We start from the raw sequence: 24233 nt of genomic DNA on the forward strand, positions 1-24233 counted from the left end.
AGCAGTCGTTTTAGGAGTAATAATAAAAGCCTTAAAAGAACAAATCTGCGATTTTAGCATTGGTGTGTATTTAACATAATACCAAATCCAGAAAACAGAACTACAGATGACCCGCAACAAAAGCTAATAGTCCTATATTCGTTGAATGAACTGTAGCTTAATCTTAGGAAATTAGTATAAAATACAGCCTTAGAATTTTTTATTGAATGCTTGAGTTCACCCGCTTCAGATATTCCCAACTTACCACACATCTCTATTGACTTGCGTTTCAAATGAAAGGATTAGTTGGGAAATAGTGAATTCTAATTGCCCTAGCCGTCCCTGTTGACTGAGGCTCAGTAGCTCCACTCCTGATGACTTTTTCCGCCCACATTTTCCTAATTTCTGCTTCTCGTTCGAGCGTGAGTTCTTCCCAATCCCGAAGGTCGTTAAGGCGGTTATCAAGTTTTTCAAGGGAAAAGAAAAAGTCTTCCTCCCATGGGTCGGGAGTTCCGATAGCAGTGTCCCAGCCTTCTGCGCTTCCATCAAGAAACCTTACCAGTTTTCCCTCTTTCCAATGCTGGTAATCGATGTAATCATCAAACATGATGAAGGCGAAAGCTTCCCCAAAATCAACCGACAATTCAGGGAGAATCCCTTTTTGAGGAACAGTAAGGGGATCACCGAGTTTTTCACGACTTGGAAGCCATCTCGGAGTATCACTTGTTCTCCCATACTCTTCCACGACAGCAAAGGAATTTTCAGGTAAAACAACTATTTTTTTTGAATCTCTTCCATAATAATTTCTTGTCTGAAGCCAATCCTGAAGGCGATCGACACAATCAGACTTCAAAGGAACAAAAATAGCTCCGAATGTTTCCACCATAAGAGTTCTAGTTGCTTAATGCTATAGTCAAGTAGCAAATTTTGATGCTAGCTTATCATCTTTTGTCTGCACCAATGCCCATTTATGGGTGCTGCTCTTACTCAAGTAGTGTCCTAGCTTCTGTCGCAGCTACTAAGAAGTATTTAACAGATAAGTATGAGCAGAAGTTATGGAGGGTTTATGGGGAATCCTTTTAGTCCCTCCATGAAAATCATCCAAGATTAACCTTAAGATTTATCCGCAGCAGGTTGGTAGTAAACCGTTTTCTGTCCGTCGGAGACATAGTGACAATTTTTATAAGCACGCCAGAAGACTTTGAATATAGATTCTTCGGACTTACGGTAATAGCTACCTAGAACGGGTTTAATTGCTTCAGTAGCGGTTAAGAGATTGTAGTGGGGAATGCTCAGAAAAATGTGATGGGCAACGTGGGTACCGATATTGTGGTGAATATCATTGATAAATCCATAGTCATGATCGATGGTTGATAGTGCGCCTTTAAGAAAATTCCAGTTGCTGCCACTGTACCAAGGAATATTTGTATCGGTATGGTGTAAGAAAGTTACAAAGTCTAGCCACACCACAAATAAAACGTAGGGAACTAGGTAAAACTTAACTAGCCATAGTGCGCCAAATTGATAGGTAAGAAATCCTAAAAGCGTAATCATTAAACTGCAAGCAATGGTACTAGTGATTACATCCCATTTTTCCGAAGGTTTAAAAATTGGACTACTGGGTAAAAAGTGGGAGCCAGACTTGCCAGGTGTACGTTTGAATAGGTAAAGGGGATAGGCAAGCATGGAAATATCAAAGCGAGCAAATTTTTCAATCCACCTCATCTCATTGTACTTGGTTTCTGTGACTGGGTACCAGCTTTCATCATTTTCGAGGCTGCCAGTATTTTGGTGATGGGTACGGTGACTGATGCGCCAACCGTGAAAAGGTACCAAGATTGGGGTATGTGCTAGATGTCCAACTAAATTATTGAGCCATTTGTACCTAGAGAAGGAACCATGTCCACAGTCATGTCCGACCACAAATAAAGCCCAAAACATAGTGCCTTGAGCTAACCAAAATATAGGATAAAAGTACCAAGAATCTAACTGAGCAGCGATCGCATACAATCCAGCGATTATAAATAAGTCAAAAAAAAAGTAGTAAAGAGATTTAGTTATAGATGGCTGAAAACATTCAGGGGGAATAGCGTTTCTAATATCTTGAAGGGTAAATGGTAGTTTTTCGTCTGTATGCAAATTTCTGGAGTCATTTTCTAATGTGTTTTGTGTCACCTTAAAATCTCTTAACAATAAAAATACCTACATAGCATACAACCTTTTTATCCCCTTGATCCCCGCCTTAGGAACTTGACTCCATATTTTCCGTCTAGTTTTTACTTAATAACTATCTAATATTTTTTGGCTCAGGTTACATAGCTCCAAATGTTTGTGACCGTTGCTGGCAATAATGTTTCCCCATTGGGTAATGTCGGGGTTATTGTAGGTGAGGGCAGTACCATCAAAATGAGTTAGTTTTCCGCCTGCTTCTGTTAGGATAATTTCGGGGGCGCAGTAATCCCAATCTTTAGGGGCAGAGGTACCTGAAACAGAAATGTAGTAGTCCGCAGTGCCAGAGGCGATCGCTCCAAATTTTCCACCAATGCTCCCTACAGAAAGTTCCTGTGCCTTGGGCAGTTTACTTAAAATTAGCTCTAATTCGGCGGTACGATGACTACGGCTGGCGATCGCAATCATGGAATTAATATCAGTTTTAGCCGAAACTTGAATTTTAACTTTTTTCCCATTACGTTCTTCTAGGTATGCACCCTGCTCTCTAATTGCTGTATATAAATGATTAGCCATAGGTACAGCCACTAGCCCCAAAACTGGTCTTTGGCGATAACTTAAGCCAATATGTACTGAAAATTCTCCTGTGCGTTTAATAAAATCACTGGTGCCATCAAGGGGATCAATTGCCCATACCCAATCGTGGTTTAAGCGATCGCTAGTATCTTCCGTTTCTTCGCTTAAATAGCCAAAGTCCTTGGTACCAAATTCCCTATATAAATTACTTAAAATATATTCGTTTGCAGCGATATCAGCATCGGTTACATCTCCTTCGTCGGCACTTTTATTCTTAATTTGTAATGTTTCTGGTGATTGATAGTATTTCCATAAAATATCAGAAGCTCCCCATGCGATCGCCCGACCAATATGCAGGCATTCTTCAAGACTAGGCATTTTGACCTCGGATGACTGATCACGGCAATATTAACTAATGTTAGGTTAAATCTCAATCACTACCGCAGTCGTTTCGTTAAGTAAACATTAACTAGTAATTAAGTAGATTTTGCTCATATCCGATTTGGAAAGGCTATGTTAACTAAGTTCATAATTAGAGAAATGCTAAGACTGATGACTAGATAGGTAACTGCTAGTAGCCCTACCACTTCGACTGATCGCCCCGTTTGATTAAAAGTAGTAGAAGCAATGGCATACATATCTTCGTAAGCGATCGCCGCCCCTAAACTAGAATTCTTAGCAATATTCACATACTGACTGGTCAAGGGTGGAATAATGATGCGAAAGGCTTGGGGTAATATCACCAACTGTAAAACTTGTAGATTTTTAAATCCCATCGCTCTGGCGGCTTGCCACTGTCCTTGGGAAATTGCCAAAATGCTTCCTCTTACTACTTCCGCAATAAAACTGGCTTGATAGATTGTTAACCCGATTACTAAAGCTGAGAACTCTGGATAGAAATGCAAACCTAGGAAATTAATTCCCTCTATATTAATTTGAACCAAACCCCACACAAGCTTTATGGATGCCTTAGGCAAACTCAGAAAAACCGAATACCACAGAAATATTTGGAGTAATAAAGGCGTATTCCGAATTATCTCCACATAGATCATGCCCAGATTCCGCACTAGCCAATTGCCTGATAAACGGGCAATGCCAATGGTAAATCCTAGGATCGTTGCTGATCCAATGGCGATCACCATGACCTTAAGGGTATTAATTAGCCCAACTAAAAGCGCACGGCTGTACGTATCCGTAGGCTGATAGGAAATTGGGGTTTCCCGCAGATTAAAAGACGCTTGGGAGTTCAGAAAATCAAAGCCTAGCCTGATTCCTGTTTGTTCGAGATTACGGTTAATATTTCCCCAAATAACTATGCCTAAACCAATGACAAGGCTCAAGACCAATATTTGCATTAGGGCGGGTAAAATCCTTTGCCAATTCAAGTGCCTAGGCATAGTTTTAGTTATTTCTAAAGATATTTCTAACCTGTTGCTTTAACCGTAGATTTTTTTGGCTTAGTGGCTTTGGCTTTAGCTTTTGTCTTGGTAGTAGTTTTAGCGGTGGACTTAGTTGTGGATTTAGCTCTAGTCTTAGTTTTCGCTGCGGATTTAGCTGGTTCTTTCACTGACAATAGGGCGATCGCTTGGTTCTTGATCCACAGGATGTAAACCCAAAGTCCGAATCACTTTAGCTGCCCCTGCTCTTAATGTTTTAGGTTGAGCTAGTAATTCCAAGGCACGTTCTAGGGTTACTGTATAAGGATTGTCATCACCTTTAAGCGATCGGAAATCATCCTTGCCCTCAGCCCCACCCTTTTTATGAACGACGTAGGGACCAAACCTACCCAGATTCGCTTCGATCTTTTTACCTGTTTCTGGATGCACTCCTAGTTCCCTTGGCATTTTAAGTAAATCTACCGCCATAGCTAGGGTTACTTGTTCGGGTGCTACTCCTTTAGGAATAGAGGCTCGTTTAGGTTTAGGCACGGCATCGGTGGCTTGTCCTAGCTGCACATAAGCTCCGTATTGCCCCATCAGCAAAAAGATTGGCTCTCCAGTTTCAGGATGAATACCAATTTGATCGGGACCTTCTAATTTTTGCTTGAGGATAATCTCGATTTTTTCGGGTAGTAAGTCCGCAGGGGTTAAATCTTGAGGGATTGAGGCAGATACCTGTTTTTCACCTTCATTAACTTGAATATATGCCCAAAATTTGCCAATTTTAACTTTAATATTTTCTAGTCCAACTAGGGTAATTGTGCGAGCAGTATCAGGGTCGATCGCCTGTTCTCGATCTTTAACTAAGGTTTCTAGTCCAGCCTTACCCGAATAGAATTTGCGTAAATAGGGCAACCATTCCACACTACCCGTGGAAATATCATCAAGAGTCTGTTCCATTTTGGAAGTAAAGCTGGGATCCACTAAGTTGGGGAAATGCTCTTCCAGTAAAGACGTAACCGCAAAGGCAGTAAAGGTCGGGATCAGCGTGTTGTGGGTTAATTGGGCATAGCCGCGATCGCAAATGGTACCGATAATACTAGCGTAGGTACTAGGACGACCAATGCCTTCACTTTCTAGGGTTTTAACCAAGGATGCCTCAGTATAACGGGCAGGTGGTTGAGTTTCATGACCCACGGGTTGTAACTGCTGGCAGACAGGATGATCCCCAATAATTAACTTAGGCAGTACAATTTCCTGTCCTTCGATCGCTGCGTCTGGATCATCGGAACCTTCCACGTATGCCCTAAAGAACCCTGCAAAATCGATACGTTTGCCTGAAGAACGAAAAATGGCATCTTCTACCCCTATCTGTACCGAGATCATAGTTTGTCTGGCATCTGCCATTTGGGAGGCAATAGTGCGTTTCCAAATTAAATCGTAAAGAGAAAACTCTCGACCACTTAAACCCGTTTGTTGGGGGGTACGAAAACTTGCTCCAGCAGGTCTAATTGCCTCGTGCGCCTCTTGAGCTCCTTTAGATTTAGTGGCATATTGCCGTGGCTTAGGACTTAAATAATTTTCCCCATACATTTGGCTCACGCAATTTCTAGCTGCGGAGATCGCCTGATCGGATAAATGTACCGAATCTGTCCGCATATAGGTAATAAAACCTTGCTCATACAACGCTTGGGCTGTTCGCATTGTGTCCCGTGCGGAAAGGCGCAATTTACGGTTTGCCTCTTGCTGGAGGGTCGATGTGGTAAAAGGAGGAGAAGGTTTGCGGGTAGTAGGTTTTTCCTCTTGATGGGTGACAGTCCAGACTTTGCCATTTAATCTTTCCAGTAAAGCGATCGCACTGGGTTCATCTAGTAATAAAACATTTTTACCCTTAGCAATTTTACCTGTGGATTCATCAAAATCCTTACCTGTGGCTAATTGCCTACCGCCTAAACTAACTAACTGGGCGGGAAATTCATGATCGGGAGCAAACAGGGTAGCCTTCAAATCCCAATAACTACCAGACTTAAACGCCCGCCGTTCCTGTTCTCGATTTACCAATAACCTCACTGCCACCGACTGCACCCGTCCAGCCGATAAGCCCCAAGCAATTTTTTTCCATAATAATGGCGACAGCGTGTAACCTACTAACCGATCTAAAATCCGTCTAGTCTCTTGGGCATGAACTAACTTTTCATCCACATCTCGACAGTTTTGCAAAGCCGCTTTAATCGCTTCGGAGGTAATTTCATGGAATACCATGCGCTTAATTGGCACTTTGGGACGCAAAATTTCTAGCAAATGCCAAGATATACTCTCACCTTCACGATCTTCGTCCGTCGCTAGTATCAACTCTGTAGCATCTTTAAGCGCAGCTTTTAGCTCAGAAACAATTTTTTTCTTGTCCTTGGGGATTATATACAATGGCTCAAAATCCGCCTCTACATTTACCCCTAGCTTTGACCAAGCCTCAGATTTAACACTGGCAGGAATATCACTAGCTGACTGTGGCAAGTCACGCACATGCCCCATAGATGCTTCTACTCGATAACCAGAGGGCAAAAAATTACGAATAGTGCGGGCTTTGGTAGGTGACTCGACAATAACAAGGGTTGACATGGGTGATGGCAGTTAGAGAGATTGAACTTTTAAGCTATTAATTTTCAGATAGTCTAGAACTAACATAGCTTATATTCTATGTTTACCAAAATCTCTACCTTTAGATCGCCTCCTTGGGGGCATGGTTGGGTAAATATTTATTAATTTGTTTGATTAATTGGTTTGGTGGGCGATCGCCATGGATCAAAATTTTATGACTATTGATAAAATCAATTCAGGCTCTATAGATAAAATGGCCAAACCCATCAAGTTAGTGATTTTCGCCCGACTGCTGAAATACAAGAAAGCAAAATTCTGACGAACAAGCCAAAGAACGAATTATTTTGTCGTAATTGGGTAAAGCCAGATTCATATCAGAGAATTGGGTATTACACCACCTTATGAACCAGACTGTAATACTGTAATAAGATAAAGACAAAAACTTAAAAATGATTGTAGAAAATAGTGAAGTCATTCTGTCGGTTAAAAATCTGACGGCAGAAGTAGAAGGTGTGGAAATTTTGAAAGGCGTAAACCTAGAAGTTAAGTCTGGAGAAGTTCATGCGATCATGGGACCCAATGGCTCAGGTAAAAGTACTTTTTCTAAGGTCTTAGCTGGACATCCCGACTACACAGTTACAGGGGGAGAGGTTACTTTTCTGGGCAAAAATTTATTAGAGTTGCCACCCGAAGAGCGATCGCGGGCTGGGGTGTTTTTGGCTTTTCAGTATCCCCTTGAAATCCCTGGTGTCACTAATGCTGATTTTTTAAGACTGGCATACAATACCTTACAAAAACAAAAGGGACTGCCTGAACTGGATTTACTGGATTTTGATGATTTTGTCCAAGATAAATTAAAAGTTGTAGAAATGAATCCAAGTTTCTTGCGCCGCAGTGTAAATGAAGGTTTTTCTGGTGGCGAAAAAAAGCGCAATGAAATCCTGCAAATGGCAATTTTAGAGCCAAAATTAGCAGTTTTAGATGAAACCGACTCTGGGCTGGATATTGACGCTCTCCGCATTGTCTCGAATGGGGTTAATCAATTGGCTAGTGCCGATAATTGCACAGTGTTAATTACCCACTATCAACGCCTATTAGACTATATTGTGCCAGATTTTATTCATGTGATGGAAAGTGGCAAAATTGCCATGACTGGTGGTAAAGAGCTAGCATTGGAGCTAGAAAGCCGAGGTTATGACTGGATTACGGAAGAGGTAGAGGCATGATTGATCTATTTGCCCAAGACCTGTTATCACAGCAACCAAGTTTTGATCATTCTCCTGCATGGTTAAGAACTTTACGTTCTGAGGCTAGCGATCGCCTGAATTATTTAAAATTTCCAACTCCTAAAGATGAAGAATGGCGCAATAATGATTTCTCAGAATTAAGAGATATTGGTTTTGCTTTAGTTAATGCTGTAGATAAATCTGAAGACCCGATTACTAATCCCATTAATATCCTCGATGCTCATATTTTGCCCGAATCCGCCGAAAGTTTAATTACATTCATTGATGGTAGGTTTTCTATTGAATTTTCTGCCCTTGAAGGATTACCAACGGGGGTATTTATCGGTAGCCTCAATAACTTTAACCATTTAGGCATAGATTTAACCGCAAGTTTGTCTCCCCATTTGGGTAAGTATGCGGATGCTGAAGATTTCTTTGTGGCACTAAATACCGCCAGTATCGATGATGTTGCCGTGGTCTATATTCCAAAGAATCTCAACTTTATCCCTACGGTGCAGTTACTATTTGCCTCCCATCAAAATACGATTTCCCAACCTCGTTGCCTAGTAATTGTCGAGTCTGGCGGCAGCTTAAATTTAGTAGAAACTCATATTGGACAGGACTCTCTGCATTTTTGTAATTCTGTGACGGAAATTTATGTAGGTGCAAATGCCCGTATTAATCACACCAAGGTACAAACCGAAAGTGATCAAGCGATTTGGATTTCCAATTGTGCGATCGTCCAGCAGCGTTCCAGTGCCTACATTAAAAATTCCATCGTTTTAGGTGCCAAAAAATCCCGCACCAATCTCCATATCCAGCAGTTAGGTGAGCATACGGAAACTTCCTTAAATGGGTTGACCTTAATTGGCGGAGAGCAAATAGCTGATACTCACTCCCAGATCGCCCATAATTTCCCCAATGGTACTAGTCAACAGTTGCATAAATGTATTGCCGACGAGCGATCGCATTGTATTTTTAATGGCAAAATTTTGGTATCCCAGGCTGCCCAACTTACTAATTCCAAACAACTCAGCCGTAATCTATTGCTTTCTCCCAAAGCTCGCATTGATACTAAACCCCAACTAGAAATTTTTGCGGATAACGTCAAATGCGCCCACGGAGCTACCATTAGCCAAATTGATGCCGATGAGCTTTTTTATCTCCAAAGTCGTTGCATCGATTTAGAAAGTGCCAAAAAACTCTTGACCTATGCCTTTGCTGCCGAAGTCATTACTCAAATTCCTGTTGATTCACTGAGGGAAAGTTTAAGTCAGTTAGTACTTGCTAAAACCCATTAGTATTAAGAGCAATTCTAATATTTTTTGTAAAAGAAGTACGCTCAATTGATCGCATTGTAGAGAGCTTAGAAAATCGTTAATTTCTAACTTAGACTAAATATGCAGTCTACATTTTAAAATATTGCAAAAGGGCATACCTTGTGGTAGATTTACGCCAAATCCGCCCTCCATATATTTTGTGTCTTAATTTTATGTCTAGTTTGAAAGATCACATTGCTGGCATAGGTATTTTACTCGGTGTAGCTACGGGTCAGATGTGCCTAGCTCAAAATGTCTCTTTCCCTGCTGATGTAACCATTCGTAGAAGCACTTATTCAGCCCCAAAATCTAATCCCACGATTACTAATAGTGATAATGGCAGTCAGTACCTAGTCTATGTCCCAAATACGGATAATCTCCAAAGAGTAAAAACTGTCACCCCAGATGCCTTTATTAGCAGCCTAGATTCTGGACAAAGAGTAGTTCAAGTTGGGAGGTTTAGTAACCTTGACTTTGCCCAAAGACAGATTGCAGAGCTAAAGCGGGCTGGAATAGATGCCCAAGTCCAAACTGTTAGAGTAGCTGCCCCAGTCCCGATCGCTTCATCTTCAGTTACTGCTGTTCCCATTGCTCCGCCATTGCCAGATGTTCCCTATACTCCAGGTAATGCCAATACATTAACTATTCCACCTGTTATTACACCTCTGCCTGCTCCGCCTAGTTTATCTGAAGCATCTAAAATTACCGAAGCGGCTCGCAATCGCTACCTTGTGATCATTCCTTCTACAGCCGAGGTCGTGTTGGTTAAAGCCCGTGCCATTGTGCCTTCAGCCAAGCTTAGTTCCTCCAATCGTGGTAGCTACATTGAAGTCCAAAGCTATCCCGATCGCTCCAGTGCGGAGACTCTTAATGCTACTATGCGATCGCAGGGTTTAGATTCACGGGTAATTTACTTTTAATAGTTTTGGCTCATAAATTTTTGATTTGATTTTAAGATTTTAGTTTTTAATTTTAGTTTTTAACAAGTATGGTAGCGACTCCCAATTTAATGACGGGTTTGGTAAATGGATTGCTGTCGATTAAGCCTCTAGCAAGTTTTGCCAAACAAAAAGCTCGACAAATGATGATTGATCGTGCTGCTTTAATTGGGTTTTCTTGGCAGGATATGGTGAATAATCTGCGATCGCAAGACCTAGAAGCTAAGCGCACAAAATTAGAAAACCCTCGCCTAGAATATCCCGACTATTACATTCGTCCCTTCCATGCCTATAGTGACGGGAACTTGGGCTGGGATGCCGCCAGCGAAGTAGAAGTAGCTGCCTATGCTGTGCATTCACGGGTGTGGGGTGCTACTAATCCTAAAGGTGATGCCCTTTTAAGGCAAAGCTATCACGATCTAGTTAAAGAAAGAGTTCAAGCTCCTAAGGATATTCTGGATTTAGGTTGCAGTGTGGGCATGAGTACCTTGGCACTGGCGGCAATTTATCCCGATGCCAAAATTACGGGTTTAGATTTATCTCCTTACTTTTTAGCGATCGCCGATCATAATATTAGCCATAGCAATAAATCTGAGAATATTAACTTAGTTCACGCTGCGGCTGAATCTACAGGGCTGGCAGATCACTCCTTTGATTTGATCTCAATTTTCTTGGTGTGTCATGAACTTCCCCAAGGGGCAACCTTAAATATCTTAAAAGAGGCGAAAAGATTACTGCGTCCCCAAGGACATCTGGCGATTATGGATATGAATCCGCAATCAGAAATTTATGCCAAAATGCCACCCTATATATTAACTTTGTTAAAAAGTACCGAGCCTTACTTGGATCAATACTTCAGCCTAGACTTAGAAAGTGCGATCGCTTCCTGCGGGTTTAAGCATATTACAATCACAGCAAATAGCCCCCGTCATCGTACAGTTATGGCTGAGGCAGATTAATTAAAGCCCAAGCGTAACCATGAAAACCACTGCCGTTAGAACGACAAAACGCAAGACCCAAATACCTGAAGCTCGACCCCAGAGCTTTATGCGGTTAGTTCTGGTCTGGGTATTTTTAGTTGTGGTAGCGATCGCTCTAATTATTCGGTTCAGCTATTTACAGATCGCCACAAGCCAAGACCTGCAGAGAAAAGCTGCGCTTCAGCAAGATCGAACCCTAACGCCATTTCTACCACGCCGCCCAATTATTGATCGTCATGGGGCATTTTTGGCTATAGATAAGCCTATTTATGATTTACGAGCCCATCCCTATCTCTATAAACAATTTGCCCCCAAGGATATTGCTGCCCAGTTAGCTCCAATTTTGAGTGAAGATCCCCAAAAATTAGAGAGCTTACTAGCCTTAGATGCCACCACGGTCACAATTAAAAAGTGGCTATCTGAATCTATTGCTAATCAGGTTCGTAACATTAGCATTGAGGGAATTAGAGTAGATGGACTGGAACTAGAAGAGAAAAATCAACGTTTTTATCCCCAACAAAATCTAGCAGCCGAAGTTATTGGCTATGTCAATGGGGAACAAAAAGGACAGGTAGGAGTAGAACTAACCCAAGAGAAGCATCTACTGCTCCAAACCGATAAAACCATAGATGTCCGTCAGGATGGTAGAGGTAGGCTCATTCCCGCCGATGTGCCAGAAAAAATAATTCGCAGTGATCGCTCTAAATTACAACTCACGATTGATGAAAATCTACAACGCATAGCTCGACAGGCACTCCAAGCCACAATCCAAAAATATCATGCCAAGCGGGGAACGGTAATGGTAATGGATGTCAACAATGGCGAACTACCTGTGTTGGTTACGGAACCCAACTTTGATCCAAACCAGTTTTATAACTACAGCAAAACCCCTGATGTCCTCAGAAATTGGGCTGTTTCCGATCTTTACGAACCAGGCTCCACCTTTAAGCCTTTAAATGTAGCGATCGCTTTACAAGTGGGAGCAATTCAACCCGATCAAGTATTTTATGATGAAGGCTCTCTCACCATTGGCGGTTGGCAAGTGGCAAATTTTAACTATGAAACTAATGGTGGTGGTGGGGCTTTAACGATCAGTCAAATTCTCCAACGCTCTAGTAATGTGGGCATGGTACATATTATTCAACAAATGCGCCCTGCGGTTTACTATAAATGGCTTCAGGCGATCGGCTTAGGTGATAAATCGGGAATTGACCTATATCCTGAAGAAGCTAGCACCCTTAAATCTAAGGACATTTTCTTAGAACAGGTAATTGAACCTGCCACCGCCGCCTTTGGACAGGGACTATCGCTCACCCCAATTCAAATGCTGCAGCTACAGGGAATCTTAGCTAGTGGTGGCAAAAGGCTTACTCCCCATGTGGTTAGAGGTTTAGTTGATGAAAATGGTAAGTTACAAACTATTGATAACTTTAAACCACCCACCCAAATATTTACCCCTGCCGTTACCAAACAAGTGGTGGATATGATGACTTCAGTAGTCCAAGAAGGTACAGGTAAGCCCGCCCGTATCCCTGGCTATCGCTTAGGGGGTAAAACTGGAACTGCACAAAAATCTGTCAATGGTACCTACGTCCGTGCTAAAATCACCAGCTTTGTGGGCATTTTTCCTGCTGAACAGCCTAAATATGTGATTCTAGCGGTTGTGGATGAACCCGTAGGCGCAGATGCCTTTGGTTCTACTGTGGCAGCACCCGTGGTTAAATCGGTAATTGAGGGCTTAATTGTCGCTGATAATATTCTGCCGACCCATCCTGAGGAACTGATCAAAGCTAAGTAATTAGAAAAGTTTTAGCTAATTAAAAATTTTGATTAACCTAGTCAACTAGAAATCAACTAGAAATGTTGGAATGATTTACTTAAATTGATCCTTTGGGAGTTCTCTTGAGTCTGATCTTTAAGAATAATCTGCCCAATAATTTTAGCTGTGGGTATGGATTTGACCAATTTTTCAGCATGATCTGGAGCCAAACATAAAACCAACTCAAAATCTTCCCCTCCATATAACACCCAATCGATTGCTGCTACGCCTACTTGATCGGCTACAAGCTTAACCTCCTCAGGTATGGGGACTTGCATAATTTCGGCATTAACTCCACTGGCATCACAAATCTGGGCGATCGCATCTGCTAACCCGTCACTACTATCCATACCACTAACCCGATAACTTAACGGCAGAATATCTAAACGGGGCTGGGGTCTTTGGTGTGCCTGATGTAACTTGGCGATCGCATCTATGGATAAATTTTGCGCTAATTCGGGATTAACTAAAATCTCCAGTCCCGCTCTAGATAAACCATGTTCGCCGGTAATTAAGATTAAATCTCCAACCTGGGCTGTATGTCGGTAGATAATTTGATCGGACTTTACCTGTCCAAAGGCAGTAACCGCAAGGGTCTTGACTAGTGATCGCACCGTATCCCCCCCCACTAGTTCCGTATTATATGCTTTCAAACAAGCGGTGAAGCCGCGATAAACGCCTAAAATCCAATTAATATCAGCATCAGCAGGTAAACCCAAGGCTAAAGTCACGCCCCAAGGACTTGCTCCCATGGCTGCTAGATCAGATAAATTTGCCGCCGCCGCCCGCCATCCCGTATCTTCAGGTGCTGTAGTTTGAGGACTAAAATGGATACCATCAATCAAAATATCAGTGGTAACCACCATCTCGTAGCCTTGAGCTAATTCACCCATGACCGCACCATCATCACCCATGCGATCACTACAAAAAGGCTTGAGAAGTTTTAGTAACCCTTGTTCACCAATTTCTCGCAGGGACGGCATTATCGGTTAAGTAGTTTTTTAAATAGTTTGCTTATTACCAGATTCCAGATCAAATAACATTTGCAAGGTTTGCATTGCCCGTTTTCGAGCCTCTATATCCTGTTGCGCCCGTAATTGCACCATTGGATCATGGAGGATTTTATTAATTATGCCCCTTGTTAAGTTTTCAATTACATCTTGGTGTTTTTCGGCAAACTCACTACCCAAACGAGATAAAGCTTTTTCTAGCTCCTGTTCCCGAATTACTTCCATTTTTTGGCGTAGTTTATTAATAGTTGGTACGGTATCTAGCGATCGCCACCAAGCATCAAACTCTAAAAAGGATTCCTCTAAAAGTACCTCAGCCTGTAATGCCATTTGGCGACGACTTTCTTGATTTTCGGCAACCACAGCCTGTAAATCATCAACATTAAATGCTTTGACATTGGGCAGATCATTAACATCACTATGTACATTTCGAGGCACAGCAATATCGATTAACATTAAGCCCGGATGATTAGCGATAAATGGCTCTAAATCCTGCCGAGAAAGTAAAACTTCCGTAGAAGCTGTACTTGTAAATGCTAAATCTGAAACCTCAATACAGTTACATAAATGCTCAAATCCGTGAATTTGAAAGTCCACACCCTCAGTTTGAAATTCTTGAACTAATTCCTGCGCTCTTTGGGCAGATCGATTGACAATGGCGATTTTGTTGGCACCCTTAGAGACTAAATGCTTAACCAACAGCCGCGACATTTTACCCGCACCTAAAATTGTGATCCTTTGATTAGCTAGTCTATCCAACTTCATTTGTGCTAATTCTACGGCAGCAGAGCTAATTGACACTGCGCCTGTACCAATATCAGTTTTGGTGCGAACGTCCTTACCTGCAGCCAACGCCTGCTTAAATAATTGATTAAGAATACGTCCAGAGCCACCATGCTGTTGTGCTAAACGGTGGGTATGTTTCACTTGAGCGAGAATCTGCCCTTCCCCTAAAACTAAACTATCTAAACCTGCTGCCACTCGTAGTAGGTGCATAACCGCATCTTGACGCAGCAAAACGAATAGGTGACGACGTAAAAACTGTAAAGGTAATTGACTAAATTCTGATAAAAATTGGGTGATCTCCCTAATTCCACTTTCTGTCCCTTTAGTCACTATATATAGTTCAAGGCGGTTGCAGGTACTGAGAATAGCACATTCTTCAATACTTGGTAGGCTATTTAACTGAGCGATTGCTGACTCAACCCTTGTTTCTGGAATACTCAGTTTTTCCCGAACTTCGACAGTCGCCGTTTTGTGACTTAAGCCCACAACAGCAATATTCATAAGGTTTTTTATGTAAATAGTTTTTATTTTATATAGGAATCGTAGTTGATTCTGGCAAAGGGTTGTTAACTTTCAAATAAACTTTACAGAGAATTTACAAATTTAGATATTTACCTTGGATCACTAGAGATTATAAACACCTCCTAAGTATAAAGGGTAATATTCTACAAAAATTTTAGGCGATCGCATTTTCTCTGCTACTTAGCATGCCATATTTAATCAATACTGAATTCTGTGGCTGAGTTTAATTTGGAGCTTTTTGAGAGAGTCAAGTAAAATATGTAAACTCTGAAAGTTAAGCATGCTTCAAACTCAATAGCAAAACGATTGAGGGCAGGTTTCCAATCCTTGATTGACGTCATCGACTTCTTGAAGGTGTTTCGTATCGCTAAATAAACCAACTTGATCATCTGCTTCATCGGCGGGAAAAATCTATTGAGATTTAATCATCTTGCATCAAGTGCTATTCATGGATTCAATAGCATTGGCGGTGTAAATCGCCTTATGAATTTCTGGGGAGAAAGCAAAGAAGGGAATAATATGTTGCTAATGCGCTCCCCAAGACTTGCTAATCGAGAGATAATGCTTATCCCACTTTTTGGGCTGTCAATTTTGTGACTTATTTACACAATTATCATCGTATTCCTAAATATGGGTATTTACAGAAACAAGGTATCCCCATCGGTTCAGGCGCAGTGGAATCAACGATTAAGCAGATTGGTCATCGGGGCAAGATCTCTGTTACTCAGTGGAATCAAAATAATGCCGTTCAAGTTTTGAAACATCGCTGGGCTTATCTCAATAGCTATTTTTATTTTACTCAGTATATAACTGCGATGCTCCAAATCATAATTAATAGCAATTGTGATTGCAAAGATTTCTTCGCTTTTTAATCAACCCATTCAACTCACATTTAAATCAACCATCAAGATATAAAACTAGTGTTCATCAATAGATTATTTCAATCGTTAGGTAAATTACTATAATCAGTATCAAAAATGATGTAGGCTCGTTAAATACTTTATTTACGAAGATTAAGAACCTATTTGACCCAAGTTGCTAGTTTTAAAGATAAAGAAATACTGATACAAAATTAAAAACTAGATTTATAGCAGTAAATAAATGAATGGCAAAATTATAGCCATATATTACTTGCTAAGGTCACTACATCACTACAGTAATCCGCAACAAAAAATGAGCGGTGTAGAAGTAATGACTACAGCAATCATCGCAGGAATATATTTTGGTGGAAACATAGAGAAAGCCAGAGAATTATTAGGTGCCCCGAATTTAGTTATGGGTTAAATTATGGATTAACTGGAGGTTTAGACATTGGCGGTTTCCCCACAGGCTGAAGGTTTTGGGTGCGGACGGATTTAAATACATCCTGCATAAACCTAAAACCAAAGAAAGCAGGAACTGCCATAATTAGGATCAGAAAAATTGTACTAATAAAGTTTGAAAGTTCCATCCAGTTAGTATAGTAGGTACGGTAAGGATCTATTTTAGCTTCATGGTCGGTTGCCCTATACTTGATTAATCGCCGAAACCTTAAACGGGTATCATCTAATTTTTCCAAGAGAATCCATCCTGCCCTTAGCTCTTGCTCACAAACTAGTTTTAATAATTTGCGATTACGAAACCCATCATTACCCGTTCTCAGAATTTTAAATTCCCAACCCCTATCATGTTCTTGGTAGTCATGGAGGTCTTCTTCTTGTTTCATACTGGAGTGAGGGGTGCTAACAATTCGATTTATTATTATGACTAGCAGACTTACATCTAGGGTAAATATACTCAGAATAAGGGTTTCAAGCATAAATAGCCCATAGTATCAAGTGCAGTATTGATCGAGTTGGAAATTGATAATATGATTCTACACGTTAGAAACTGATCCGCTAGTCCTCAAAAAAAATTAACCCAAATAGGCATTGCTTAATAAAGTAGGCATTGGATATATTCATAATGATCAAGGAAAAATTAGAGAGGAATTTTAATTTTTGCGCTTGGGGTAAAAAAGCAGTAACTATCACTAACCCAGAAATAGCGTGACCAACTTCTAATCATTACCCACAAAACGGTAAAAGTTTCACTACTCCTATCGCCTATTGTCCAAGCTAAAATCCCTTCGCAAAAGTGGTTCACGGCTGTCCATACCCAAGCCTTATTTCCTTTGCTACCAACAAAGATCTGGAGTTCATCTAGTTCACCTACCTCTGGTATATTCTCAATTTCCTCAGTCTCACGTATTTTTGCTCCCCCAGCCAATTACGGCATTCATTGTGGCTAACTCCCGTACAACACTTAATTGCTCTGAAGCCCATACCATTACATTTGCCTTCTATCCTTAGAATATGCTCGTTCACTATAGAATTCAATAAATTGACGCTTACATTGCTTAGATTGGTAGCATTGTTTCTCGTATAGATGTCCATTTATTACTACATTTTTTCCGTTGCAGTTTGGGTATTGCATTTTCTTAGTAAAGACATGGGGTCATTGATGAGCGAGGCTTTGAACAAAGTTTTTTAACAATAGGCGATCGCCTAGTTCTATAATCTGAATCTATCCCCCTACATGAATTCCTGGACGCTGTTTAGGGTCTTTTTCCACAGTTCGTAATACCTCACGGGTTACGATCGCAATATCCCCTTCACCAAATAAAATAAAGCGCATTAAATACTGAATTGGATTACCTTCCGCCCAGCCAAAATAAGCATGGGGTAATTTATGGGTTCTTTCTCTGATCTCTAGCAAAATCGCAGCGATTGTATTTGGAACAGCGGCACCCTGCGATCGCAAAATTCGATGGTTCCCGACCTGATACCCTTGGATGTTAATCGTACCAGCAAATTCAGAGGGATCAGAAACCTTAATCTCAAGAAAAATTACAGGATCATCCGCAGGTAAATGATGTTCTTGGCGAGTATCTTGCTCTTTTTGACTATATTCCTGATCATCACCACGATTAGGTCTATGGGCAATAATTCTGACGGTGCGATCGGGATTGGTATCAATAAAACTTTGCGCTTGTTGATCAAATTCCACCGTATTTGCCCGTAATTCCGTAGAACGCCAGACCCGTGACACCAAAGATGTAATCACAATCCCAGCGATAAATGTAGCTGCAATCTTGATCCCTTCAGGTCTTTCAATGATATTAGTGATCGTGGTGTAGATAAAAACTAGAGTAATTATGCCAAAAGTAACAACTTCCTTACGTTTATGCAGCTTATGGGATGCCAAGGTTACAGCAAATGCCGCCGAACTCATTAATACTAATACGCCTGTGGCATAGGCACCACCTTGAGCCTCAACATTTGCCTGAAAGATCAAGGTAACAATAAAAGCGATCGCCGTGTAAACCAAAACCAAAGGACGCACCGCCAATGTCCAGTTAGGAGCCATGCCATAACGAGGTAAGTAGCGTGGCACAATATTTAGTAAGCCTGCCATGGCTGATGCCCCTGCAAACCACAGGATCGAGATCGTGCTTAGATCATAAACAGTGCCAAATATATCGCCAAAAAACTGGTGAGCAAGGAAGGCAAGCGCACGACCATTAGCTTTACCACCTGCCTGAAATTCTGCTACAGGAATTAAAAATGTGGTGACAATGCTACTGGTGAGCAGGAAAAAACTCATAATCCAAGCGGCACTGGTCAGCATTTTATGGGTGTTTTTAATCCGCCCTGATGGAACTGAGTCTGGATCTTCGCTATATCCCTTCACCAAAGGCATAACCGCCACACCTGTCTCAAATCCTGATAGTCCTAGTGCTAGTTTGGGAAATACTAAAACCGAAATCCCTAAAAGCATTAATGGACTTTGATGATTAATAAAAATTGCCTTTTCCCAGCTAGCGATCGCCTCTGGATGAGTAAAAATCTGCTCTAATCCTACGCCTACGACAATTAAGTTTAAAAATAAATACACAGCCACTAAAATAACGGCAATGCCGATCGCTTCTCGAAAGCCCTTGAGAAAAACTGCACCCAGCAAAGCCACTAAAATTAAGCTAATTGGGACTACTTGCCCATGAAAAAAAGTTGGGACTAAAGGATTCTCAATAATGTGGGCAGTGGCATCAGCCGCAGAAAGGGTAATGGTAATAATAAAATCTGTCGCCACAAATCCCAGCAAACAAAGGACTAAAAGTTTTCCTTGCCACCAAGGTAAAAGGTGTTCTAGCATTGCCAAAGAGCCTTCCCCGTGAGGACTAGCAGTTGCTACCTTTCGATATATGGGTAGTGCGCCAAATAAAGTTAAAAATAGTAAGATCAACGTGGCGATCGGAGAAAGTGCGCCAGCTGCAAGAGCTGCAATTCCCGGTTGGTAGCCCAGGGTAGAGAAATAGTCGACCCCTGTTAAGCACATAACTTGCCACCATGGGTGCTTTTCCTGATGTTTATGGGGAGGCTCTTTATTACTTTCGGAATTAATTTCAGGTTTTTGACGATGAGTACCTTCTAGCAACCAATGCTTCAGTCGTTGAACTAACTCAGATTCAGTTGAAGAAGAAACAGGTAAAGCCATACAGCAACTTTAATAAATAATAGTGATTAATGGTGCTTACTTAGTCTAAGGCAAACCTTGATACCAGTTCCCAAGTTTAGAAATATAAAAGATTTATCTGCCAAATAAAACCTTAATAAAGATTAGTATTAAAGACTTTTTCTGCCGATCGCACCAGAGTTTCTATTAATTTTGCGACTAATTTTTCATAGCTTAATTTATCGTCCAATAATTCTTCTAAGCTAGTAATTGGCTGATCTTCTATAAAAATTGCTTTTAACAATGGGCGATCGCGCAATATCAAGTATCAATTTCTCATCAAAGGCTTATAACCCGCCTGTTCAAAGTGTTTGTCGTAGGCAAGAGCCTCAGAAATTCCCATATCCTCCATTATTTTGAAAGATACACAATCTGTGTAACTCCATGCTTTGTCTTTTCGTTGTTGATATAGTCTCAAGCCTTGTTCAAATTGCTCACTAGTTTGGGGAACAATACGGACATTGTGGTTAGAACGCAAGTTTTGAGTTAGCTCTATGGCTAAATCACGGAAATACTCACCACGTTTAGAGAAGTCGTTTAAAACTTCGATGAGGACGGCTTCACTGGTGACGATGTAGGCGGGATGCAATGTTTTTGATAGCTGAACAGCTTTTTTATGCAAATTATCACTAGGGTTAAGTAGGGCAACCCAATAACCTGTATCGGCGAAAACGACTCTCACTAACTATCCTGTTGCTGTTGATAATGGTCAAAGTTTTGGGCTAAGTCTTTTGGCAGTTTTGCCCATTCTTCATTAGGAATTTTGGCAGAAAGTCGCGCGGCTAATTCCCATATTGGTTCTGCATTATAGTCAAATTTAATATTTGCTAAGGAGAAGCTTTCGATAGGTGTTTGATTATTCATAGGTGTATTTGATTTAGAAGAAATTAGTTTTTCTAATTTAGAAATTGCTTCTTGTTCGTTACGCCAAGCTTGATCGCGCAGTTGGTTAGCTTTGAGAACTAGATCGCCAATTTCATTTCTAATAGGTAAGTCTGGTAGTGGAATGTGAACAGAAGCAAGCATAAATCTGTCAAATTCAAGAATCACTGAACCGTAAGCATGACGAGTCATGAGACTGTATCCGTAATCGGAAGCTAACCAAGCATAGAGATATCCAGCATTAATATCATCTGAAGCTAGCAAACGATTAGCGTGTTGATTAGCTGTCCAGTTTTCCATATACTTAGTAATGATTTGTACTCGCCCAATTGTGCCTGAGCAGGTAACAGCAATCATATTTTCTTCGATCTGAATTTCGGGCAGGTCTTTTGTATGTGCGCCTTTTGCTAATTTTTTGACATCAATTGGATCGACTTGAAAAAGTTGCTTACTACTTAATAGCGGAATCCCACCTTTTTCGACATAGGTTCGCGCTCGGAATTTTGTAATTGCTCTAACTTCTTTGGTGACTCGCCGATCGCCAACTGTAGTAATTTCAACAGGTAATTTGGCTACTTGTTCTTCAGCAGCGATCGCTTCGGGATTATGAAAACTGCCCTCAAAGCGTCCCATCAATTGCGAGGCTTTGATCGTAGTCGTAAAAGATGCACTACCACGCGGAGCAATATCTTTGAGATAAGGTAAATTTAACCGTTCATGGAGAAGGCGATCGGCTTCGTCTAACAAATGATTTGCTTCATCACGCAATTCTCCCGCTTGGCACATCAAACGTCCAATTTCAATTCGGCGAATCGGCGGTAAATCAGGAATTTGTACTCTGTTGAGATGTTTAAGTTCAATATGAACAATAACTGAGCCATAGGTAGCTTGAGTAAGCTGAGGACGACCATATCGACTACGCAAAAATGCTGCAATAAAACCTGCTACATCTTGATTGTCTGCACTTAGACGAATCACATCTTCTGAAATAGCTTTTCCTGTGAAAGCCTCATTTGCTAAAGCTATGTTACCTATTGTTCCAGAACGTGAAATTAATACATCCCACTTCTGGACTGATAACATAGCCGAATTTCGAGTGTATTTACGGCTTAGGAAACGATCAGTTTTAGGGCGTACACTGATAATATCAGAACTGGAAAGAAATGGAATACCATGTTCAGCATTTACATAAATTCGCTTAAAACGAAAAGCGTTATGTGCTTCTTGACAAAGCCCACCTTCACCGTAAAGCGGTATGAGCGGTAAACCACTATTTGTCAAAGCTGTAACTGCATTATGAGCCTCAATGCTAAAAGCAGAAGCCTCTAAGCGCACACCAGCAGCAAATACTTCACTGAGTTTGATCGTCGTTGACAGTTTCTCCGACTCATCATCAGGTATCTCTGGCGTGTAATCAGGTTTAAAAGCGTAACTTACCATCCTAATACCACCTTTTTCTTCCACTCAATAAACTCGGTAGCAATATCCCCAGTATCATCATCCTTTACTTTTTCTTGGGGTATCGGTCTAACTGTACCGTTGCCTGTCGCTGTTCTTTCCAGCAAGGGAATTGACTCTGGATCGGCTGGCACTAGTATCTCCTCTCCTTCTTCATTGCGTTTGTAAGTTGTGTTACCTCGTTTATCTTGCCCGATCGCCTTTACCTGCGCCATAAATATTTCATAATCAGGCATTGTCCCTTGATCGATTTCCTTTTCAGTCTTCTTCTGAAGAATCAAAACCGAAGTTTGCGTCCCATTCCGAGGCTGAAAAGTATCAGGGTGTAGATCAATCGAAGCAACAATTCGGCAATGCTTAATCAACCAATAACGCACATAAATCAAACCAGGAGCGCCCAAAATTGCATCAGGTAAAACTATTCCCATCCGTCCTTTGGGCTTCAGAAATTGCCAGCATCTTTCAATAAATAGGATTTCGGGAGATGCTGAGCCTTGAAGTTGTTCTGTCGGCTCCCAACCAGACTCAGTTTCTTTCCAAACATGGGCAAGCTGATATTGCTTTAAGGTTTCTTCGTCCTTAATTGGCAGCTTTGAACCAAAAGGTGGATTTGTTGCAATTAGATCAAAATGACCCAGATCTTTTTCACTGCGTAGAGTTTTGGGGTCGATATCTAAAGCCTTTGCAAATTGCTTGCGAAAACTATCTTCCCATTGATGAGGATGTAACAAAGAATCTTGTCTAAGAATATTTCCAGAGCCATCATTGTTCATCACCATATTCATCTTGGTAGCCTTCACAAGATCTGGATTAATATCAATCCCAAAGAAATTAGCTTTAGCTGTTTCTTGAATTTTAGAATTCAGTGCATTTTGCATCCAAGGATCTGACTGCTCAGTTACTCCTGCTTGTAGTTTTAACTTTTTAATGACTTCATTCATCGCAATTACCAGAAAGCCACCCGTCCCACAGGATTGATCGAGAATCCTATCTGTGATTTTTGGCGCAAGCATCCGAATTGTCATATTTTGAACATTCCGAGGTGTGAAAAATTCACCGCGATCGCCCCTTAAATTTGCGCCAACAAGCTCCTCATAAGCTTTCCCTTTAACATCAATATTCGTACTCAGAAAGCTGTAGCGTTGAAGCTCACCGATGATATAGGCGAGAGAACGTGGTTGAAGTTTGATCTCATCATTCGCATCAAAAATAGCAGGGTATTGCTTTTTAACTGCACTAAAAATCTTGCTAATACGATTGAAAACAGTTAATCGACCATCATTACTCTTTTTCTCCTTTGCTGTTGCATAAAACTCTAAAGGATTAGGAAAATTACGTTCATCATGAATCTTGCAAAAAATAACCTTTAAAAGCTCAAAAAAGGCAGGCTGTTTTTGTAGTCCATCCGTTACATAAATATGATCGTGGCAAATTTTAAAAGAAAACAGTAAATTGTCCCCAACTGCATTCTTTAAAGCATCACGAGTTGGGCGATCAACTTCCTCAACATTGCCATTCTTGGAAGGGATATCATTAGGCTCTTCATACTCAATGCCTTCCTCTGTTCTAATGCGGCGCAAAACAGTTTTTTTCTTGCCGTTTGTCCACATTCCCCATTCAGAGTTATCACAAGCCGCCATATAAGATCGAAGTTGCTCAATCCCGTCTTTGCTTGCAGATGGTGATATTGAGTCTTTTTTGCACTCAATGATGATCCAAATATTTTCCTGATTGTGTTGATCCCCCTCACGGAAAATAGCCAGATCGACTCGAACACTCTTACTACCCTGCTTAATTGGATACTCAACCTCAATCTGTTCTGGCAAATAGCCAAGCTCCAGCACCAAACGACGCTCGATGTTTTGACGAACATACTCTTCGGGCGTATCGTTACGGATTTTCTGATCTATGAAATCACAGACCTTACCATCTGGAAGTGTTGCTAAGAGCTTGGACATTGCCTTTACGTCAAAACCTCAAGAAAATTTACTTTCTTTACAGTTTTACCAGTAATTGATCATTAATCAAGACTAATAATTGATTTTATAGTTAATAATTT

At 41.0% G+C, this 24233-nt stretch carries 21 protein-coding genes; 6 read left to right on the plus strand and 15 right to left on the minus strand.

Annotation, left to right across the window (positions count from 1 at the left end):
- Positions 1–268: 268 nt before the first annotated feature.
- The 6 genes from SYN7502_RS00610 to topA all read right to left on the minus strand — a co-directional run bounded on the left by SYN7502_RS00610 (position 269) and on the right by topA (position 6722).
- Positions 269–865, minus strand: a complete 597-nt coding sequence (locus tag SYN7502_RS00610; protein ID WP_015166956.1) for a hypothetical protein — start codon at positions 863–865, stop codon at positions 269–271.
- Positions 866–1092: 227 nt separating this feature from the next.
- The gene (locus SYN7502_RS00615; RefSeq protein WP_015166957.1) at positions 1093–2154 is read right to left on the minus strand and encodes a fatty acid desaturase; all 1062 of its coding nucleotides are present in this window, start codon (positions 2152–2154) and stop codon (positions 1093–1095) included.
- A gap of 105 nt (positions 2155–2259) precedes the next feature.
- The gene (locus tag SYN7502_RS00620) at positions 2260–3102 is read right to left on the minus strand and encodes a 3'(2'),5'-bisphosphate nucleotidase CysQ family protein (RefSeq protein ID WP_015166958.1); all 843 of its coding nucleotides are present in this window, start codon (positions 3100–3102) and stop codon (positions 2260–2262) included.
- Positions 3103–3215: 113 nt separating this feature from the next.
- Positions 3216–4121, minus strand: a complete 906-nt coding sequence (locus SYN7502_RS00625) for an ABC transporter permease subunit (RefSeq protein ID WP_015166959.1) — start codon at positions 4119–4121, stop codon at positions 3216–3218.
- Between the two features lie 26 nt (positions 4122–4147).
- The gene (locus tag SYN7502_RS20380) at positions 4148–4291 is read right to left on the minus strand and encodes a hypothetical protein (protein ID WP_210391311.1); all 144 of its coding nucleotides are present in this window, start codon (positions 4289–4291) and stop codon (positions 4148–4150) included.
- Positions 4275–6722, minus strand: coding sequence for a type I DNA topoisomerase (gene topA, locus SYN7502_RS00630; RefSeq protein WP_015166960.1), 2448 nt, complete (start codon positions 6720–6722; stop codon positions 4275–4277). The genes SYN7502_RS20380 and topA overlap by 17 nt, the downstream gene beginning before the upstream one ends.
- Positions 6723–7150: 428 nt before the next feature.
- Between topA and sufC the strand changes: the two genes are divergently transcribed.
- The 5 genes from sufC (at position 7151) to SYN7502_RS00655 (ending at position 12962) form a co-directional block, all read left to right on the plus strand.
- Complete coding sequence (sufC, locus tag SYN7502_RS00635; RefSeq protein WP_015166961.1) at positions 7151–7927, plus strand: Fe-S cluster assembly ATPase SufC; 777 nt, start codon at positions 7151–7153, stop codon at positions 7925–7927.
- The gene (gene sufD, locus SYN7502_RS00640; protein WP_015166962.1) at positions 7924–9228 is read left to right on the plus strand and encodes a Fe-S cluster assembly protein SufD; all 1305 of its coding nucleotides are present in this window, start codon (positions 7924–7926) and stop codon (positions 9226–9228) included. The genes sufC and sufD overlap by 4 nt, the downstream gene beginning before the upstream one ends.
- A gap of 191 nt (positions 9229–9419) precedes the next feature.
- The gene (locus tag SYN7502_RS00645; protein WP_041429147.1) at positions 9420–10166 is read left to right on the plus strand and encodes an SPOR domain-containing protein; all 747 of its coding nucleotides are present in this window, start codon (positions 9420–9422) and stop codon (positions 10164–10166) included.
- A gap of 68 nt (positions 10167–10234) precedes the next feature.
- Positions 10235–11143 carry a class I SAM-dependent methyltransferase gene (locus tag SYN7502_RS00650; RefSeq protein WP_015166964.1) on the plus strand — a complete coding sequence of 303 codons (909 nt, stop codon included), beginning with the start codon at positions 10235–10237 and terminating at the stop codon, positions 11141–11143.
- A gap of 19 nt (positions 11144–11162) precedes the next feature.
- A complete protein-coding gene (locus SYN7502_RS00655; protein ID WP_015166965.1) occupies positions 11163–12962 on the plus strand; it encodes a peptidoglycan D,D-transpeptidase FtsI family protein in 1800 nt (599 codons plus the stop codon).
- 56 nt (positions 12963–13018) lie between these two features.
- Here SYN7502_RS00655 and thiL read toward each other — a convergent pair whose 3' ends face one another.
- Together thiL and SYN7502_RS00665 are read right to left on the minus strand one after the other, a co-directional pair.
- A complete protein-coding gene (thiL, locus tag SYN7502_RS00660; RefSeq protein WP_015166966.1) occupies positions 13019–13966 on the minus strand; it encodes a thiamine-phosphate kinase in 948 nt (315 codons plus the stop codon).
- 18 nt (positions 13967–13984) lie between these two features.
- Positions 13985–15280 (minus strand): glutamyl-tRNA reductase, encoded by a 1296-nt coding sequence (locus SYN7502_RS00665; RefSeq protein WP_015166967.1) that lies wholly within the window; start codon positions 15278–15280, stop codon positions 13985–13987.
- A 614-nt stretch (positions 15281–15894) separates the two neighbouring features.
- Between SYN7502_RS00665 and SYN7502_RS00675 the strand changes: the two genes are divergently transcribed.
- Complete coding sequence (locus SYN7502_RS00675; protein ID WP_041429150.1) at positions 15895–16173, plus strand: hypothetical protein; 279 nt, start codon at positions 15895–15897, stop codon at positions 16171–16173.
- Positions 16174–16586: 413 nt separating this feature from the next.
- On the opposite strand, the gene SYN7502_RS00685 is transcribed toward SYN7502_RS00675, so the two are convergent.
- The 7 genes from SYN7502_RS00685 to SYN7502_RS00710 form a co-directional block, all read right to left on the minus strand.
- Positions 16587–17099 (minus strand): hypothetical protein, encoded by a 513-nt coding sequence (locus SYN7502_RS00685; RefSeq protein ID WP_015166969.1) that lies wholly within the window; start codon positions 17097–17099, stop codon positions 16587–16589.
- A 161-nt stretch (positions 17100–17260) separates the two neighbouring features.
- The gene (locus tag SYN7502_RS21260) at positions 17261–17548 is read right to left on the minus strand and encodes an IS1 family transposase (RefSeq protein WP_051023546.1); all 288 of its coding nucleotides are present in this window, start codon (positions 17546–17548) and stop codon (positions 17261–17263) included.
- 297 nt (positions 17549–17845) lie between these two features.
- Positions 17846–19816, minus strand: a complete 1971-nt coding sequence (locus SYN7502_RS00695; protein ID WP_015166970.1) for an APC family permease — start codon at positions 19814–19816, stop codon at positions 17846–17848.
- A gap of 112 nt (positions 19817–19928) precedes the next feature.
- Positions 19929–20093, minus strand: coding sequence for a hypothetical protein (locus SYN7502_RS20020; RefSeq protein WP_168130293.1), 165 nt, complete (start codon positions 20091–20093; stop codon positions 19929–19931).
- 9 nt (positions 20094–20102) lie between these two features.
- Positions 20103–20516 (minus strand): type II toxin-antitoxin system VapC family toxin, encoded by a 414-nt coding sequence (locus SYN7502_RS00700; protein WP_015166971.1) that lies wholly within the window; start codon positions 20514–20516, stop codon positions 20103–20105.
- On the minus strand, positions 20516–22156 hold the full coding sequence (locus SYN7502_RS00705) for a restriction endonuclease subunit S (RefSeq protein WP_015166972.1): 1641 nt from the start codon (positions 22154–22156) through the stop codon (positions 20516–20518). Before SYN7502_RS00705 ends, SYN7502_RS00700 begins: the two co-directional genes overlap by 1 nt.
- A complete protein-coding gene (locus SYN7502_RS00710; protein WP_015166973.1) occupies positions 22150–24132 on the minus strand; it encodes an N-6 DNA methylase in 1983 nt (660 codons plus the stop codon). The genes SYN7502_RS00705 and SYN7502_RS00710 overlap by 7 nt, the downstream gene beginning before the upstream one ends.
- Positions 24133–24233 lie beyond the last annotated feature (101 nt).

The organism is Synechococcus sp. PCC 7502, assembly GCF_000317085.1.
GTDB lineage: Bacteria > Cyanobacteriota > Cyanobacteriia > Pseudanabaenales > Pseudanabaenaceae > PCC-7502.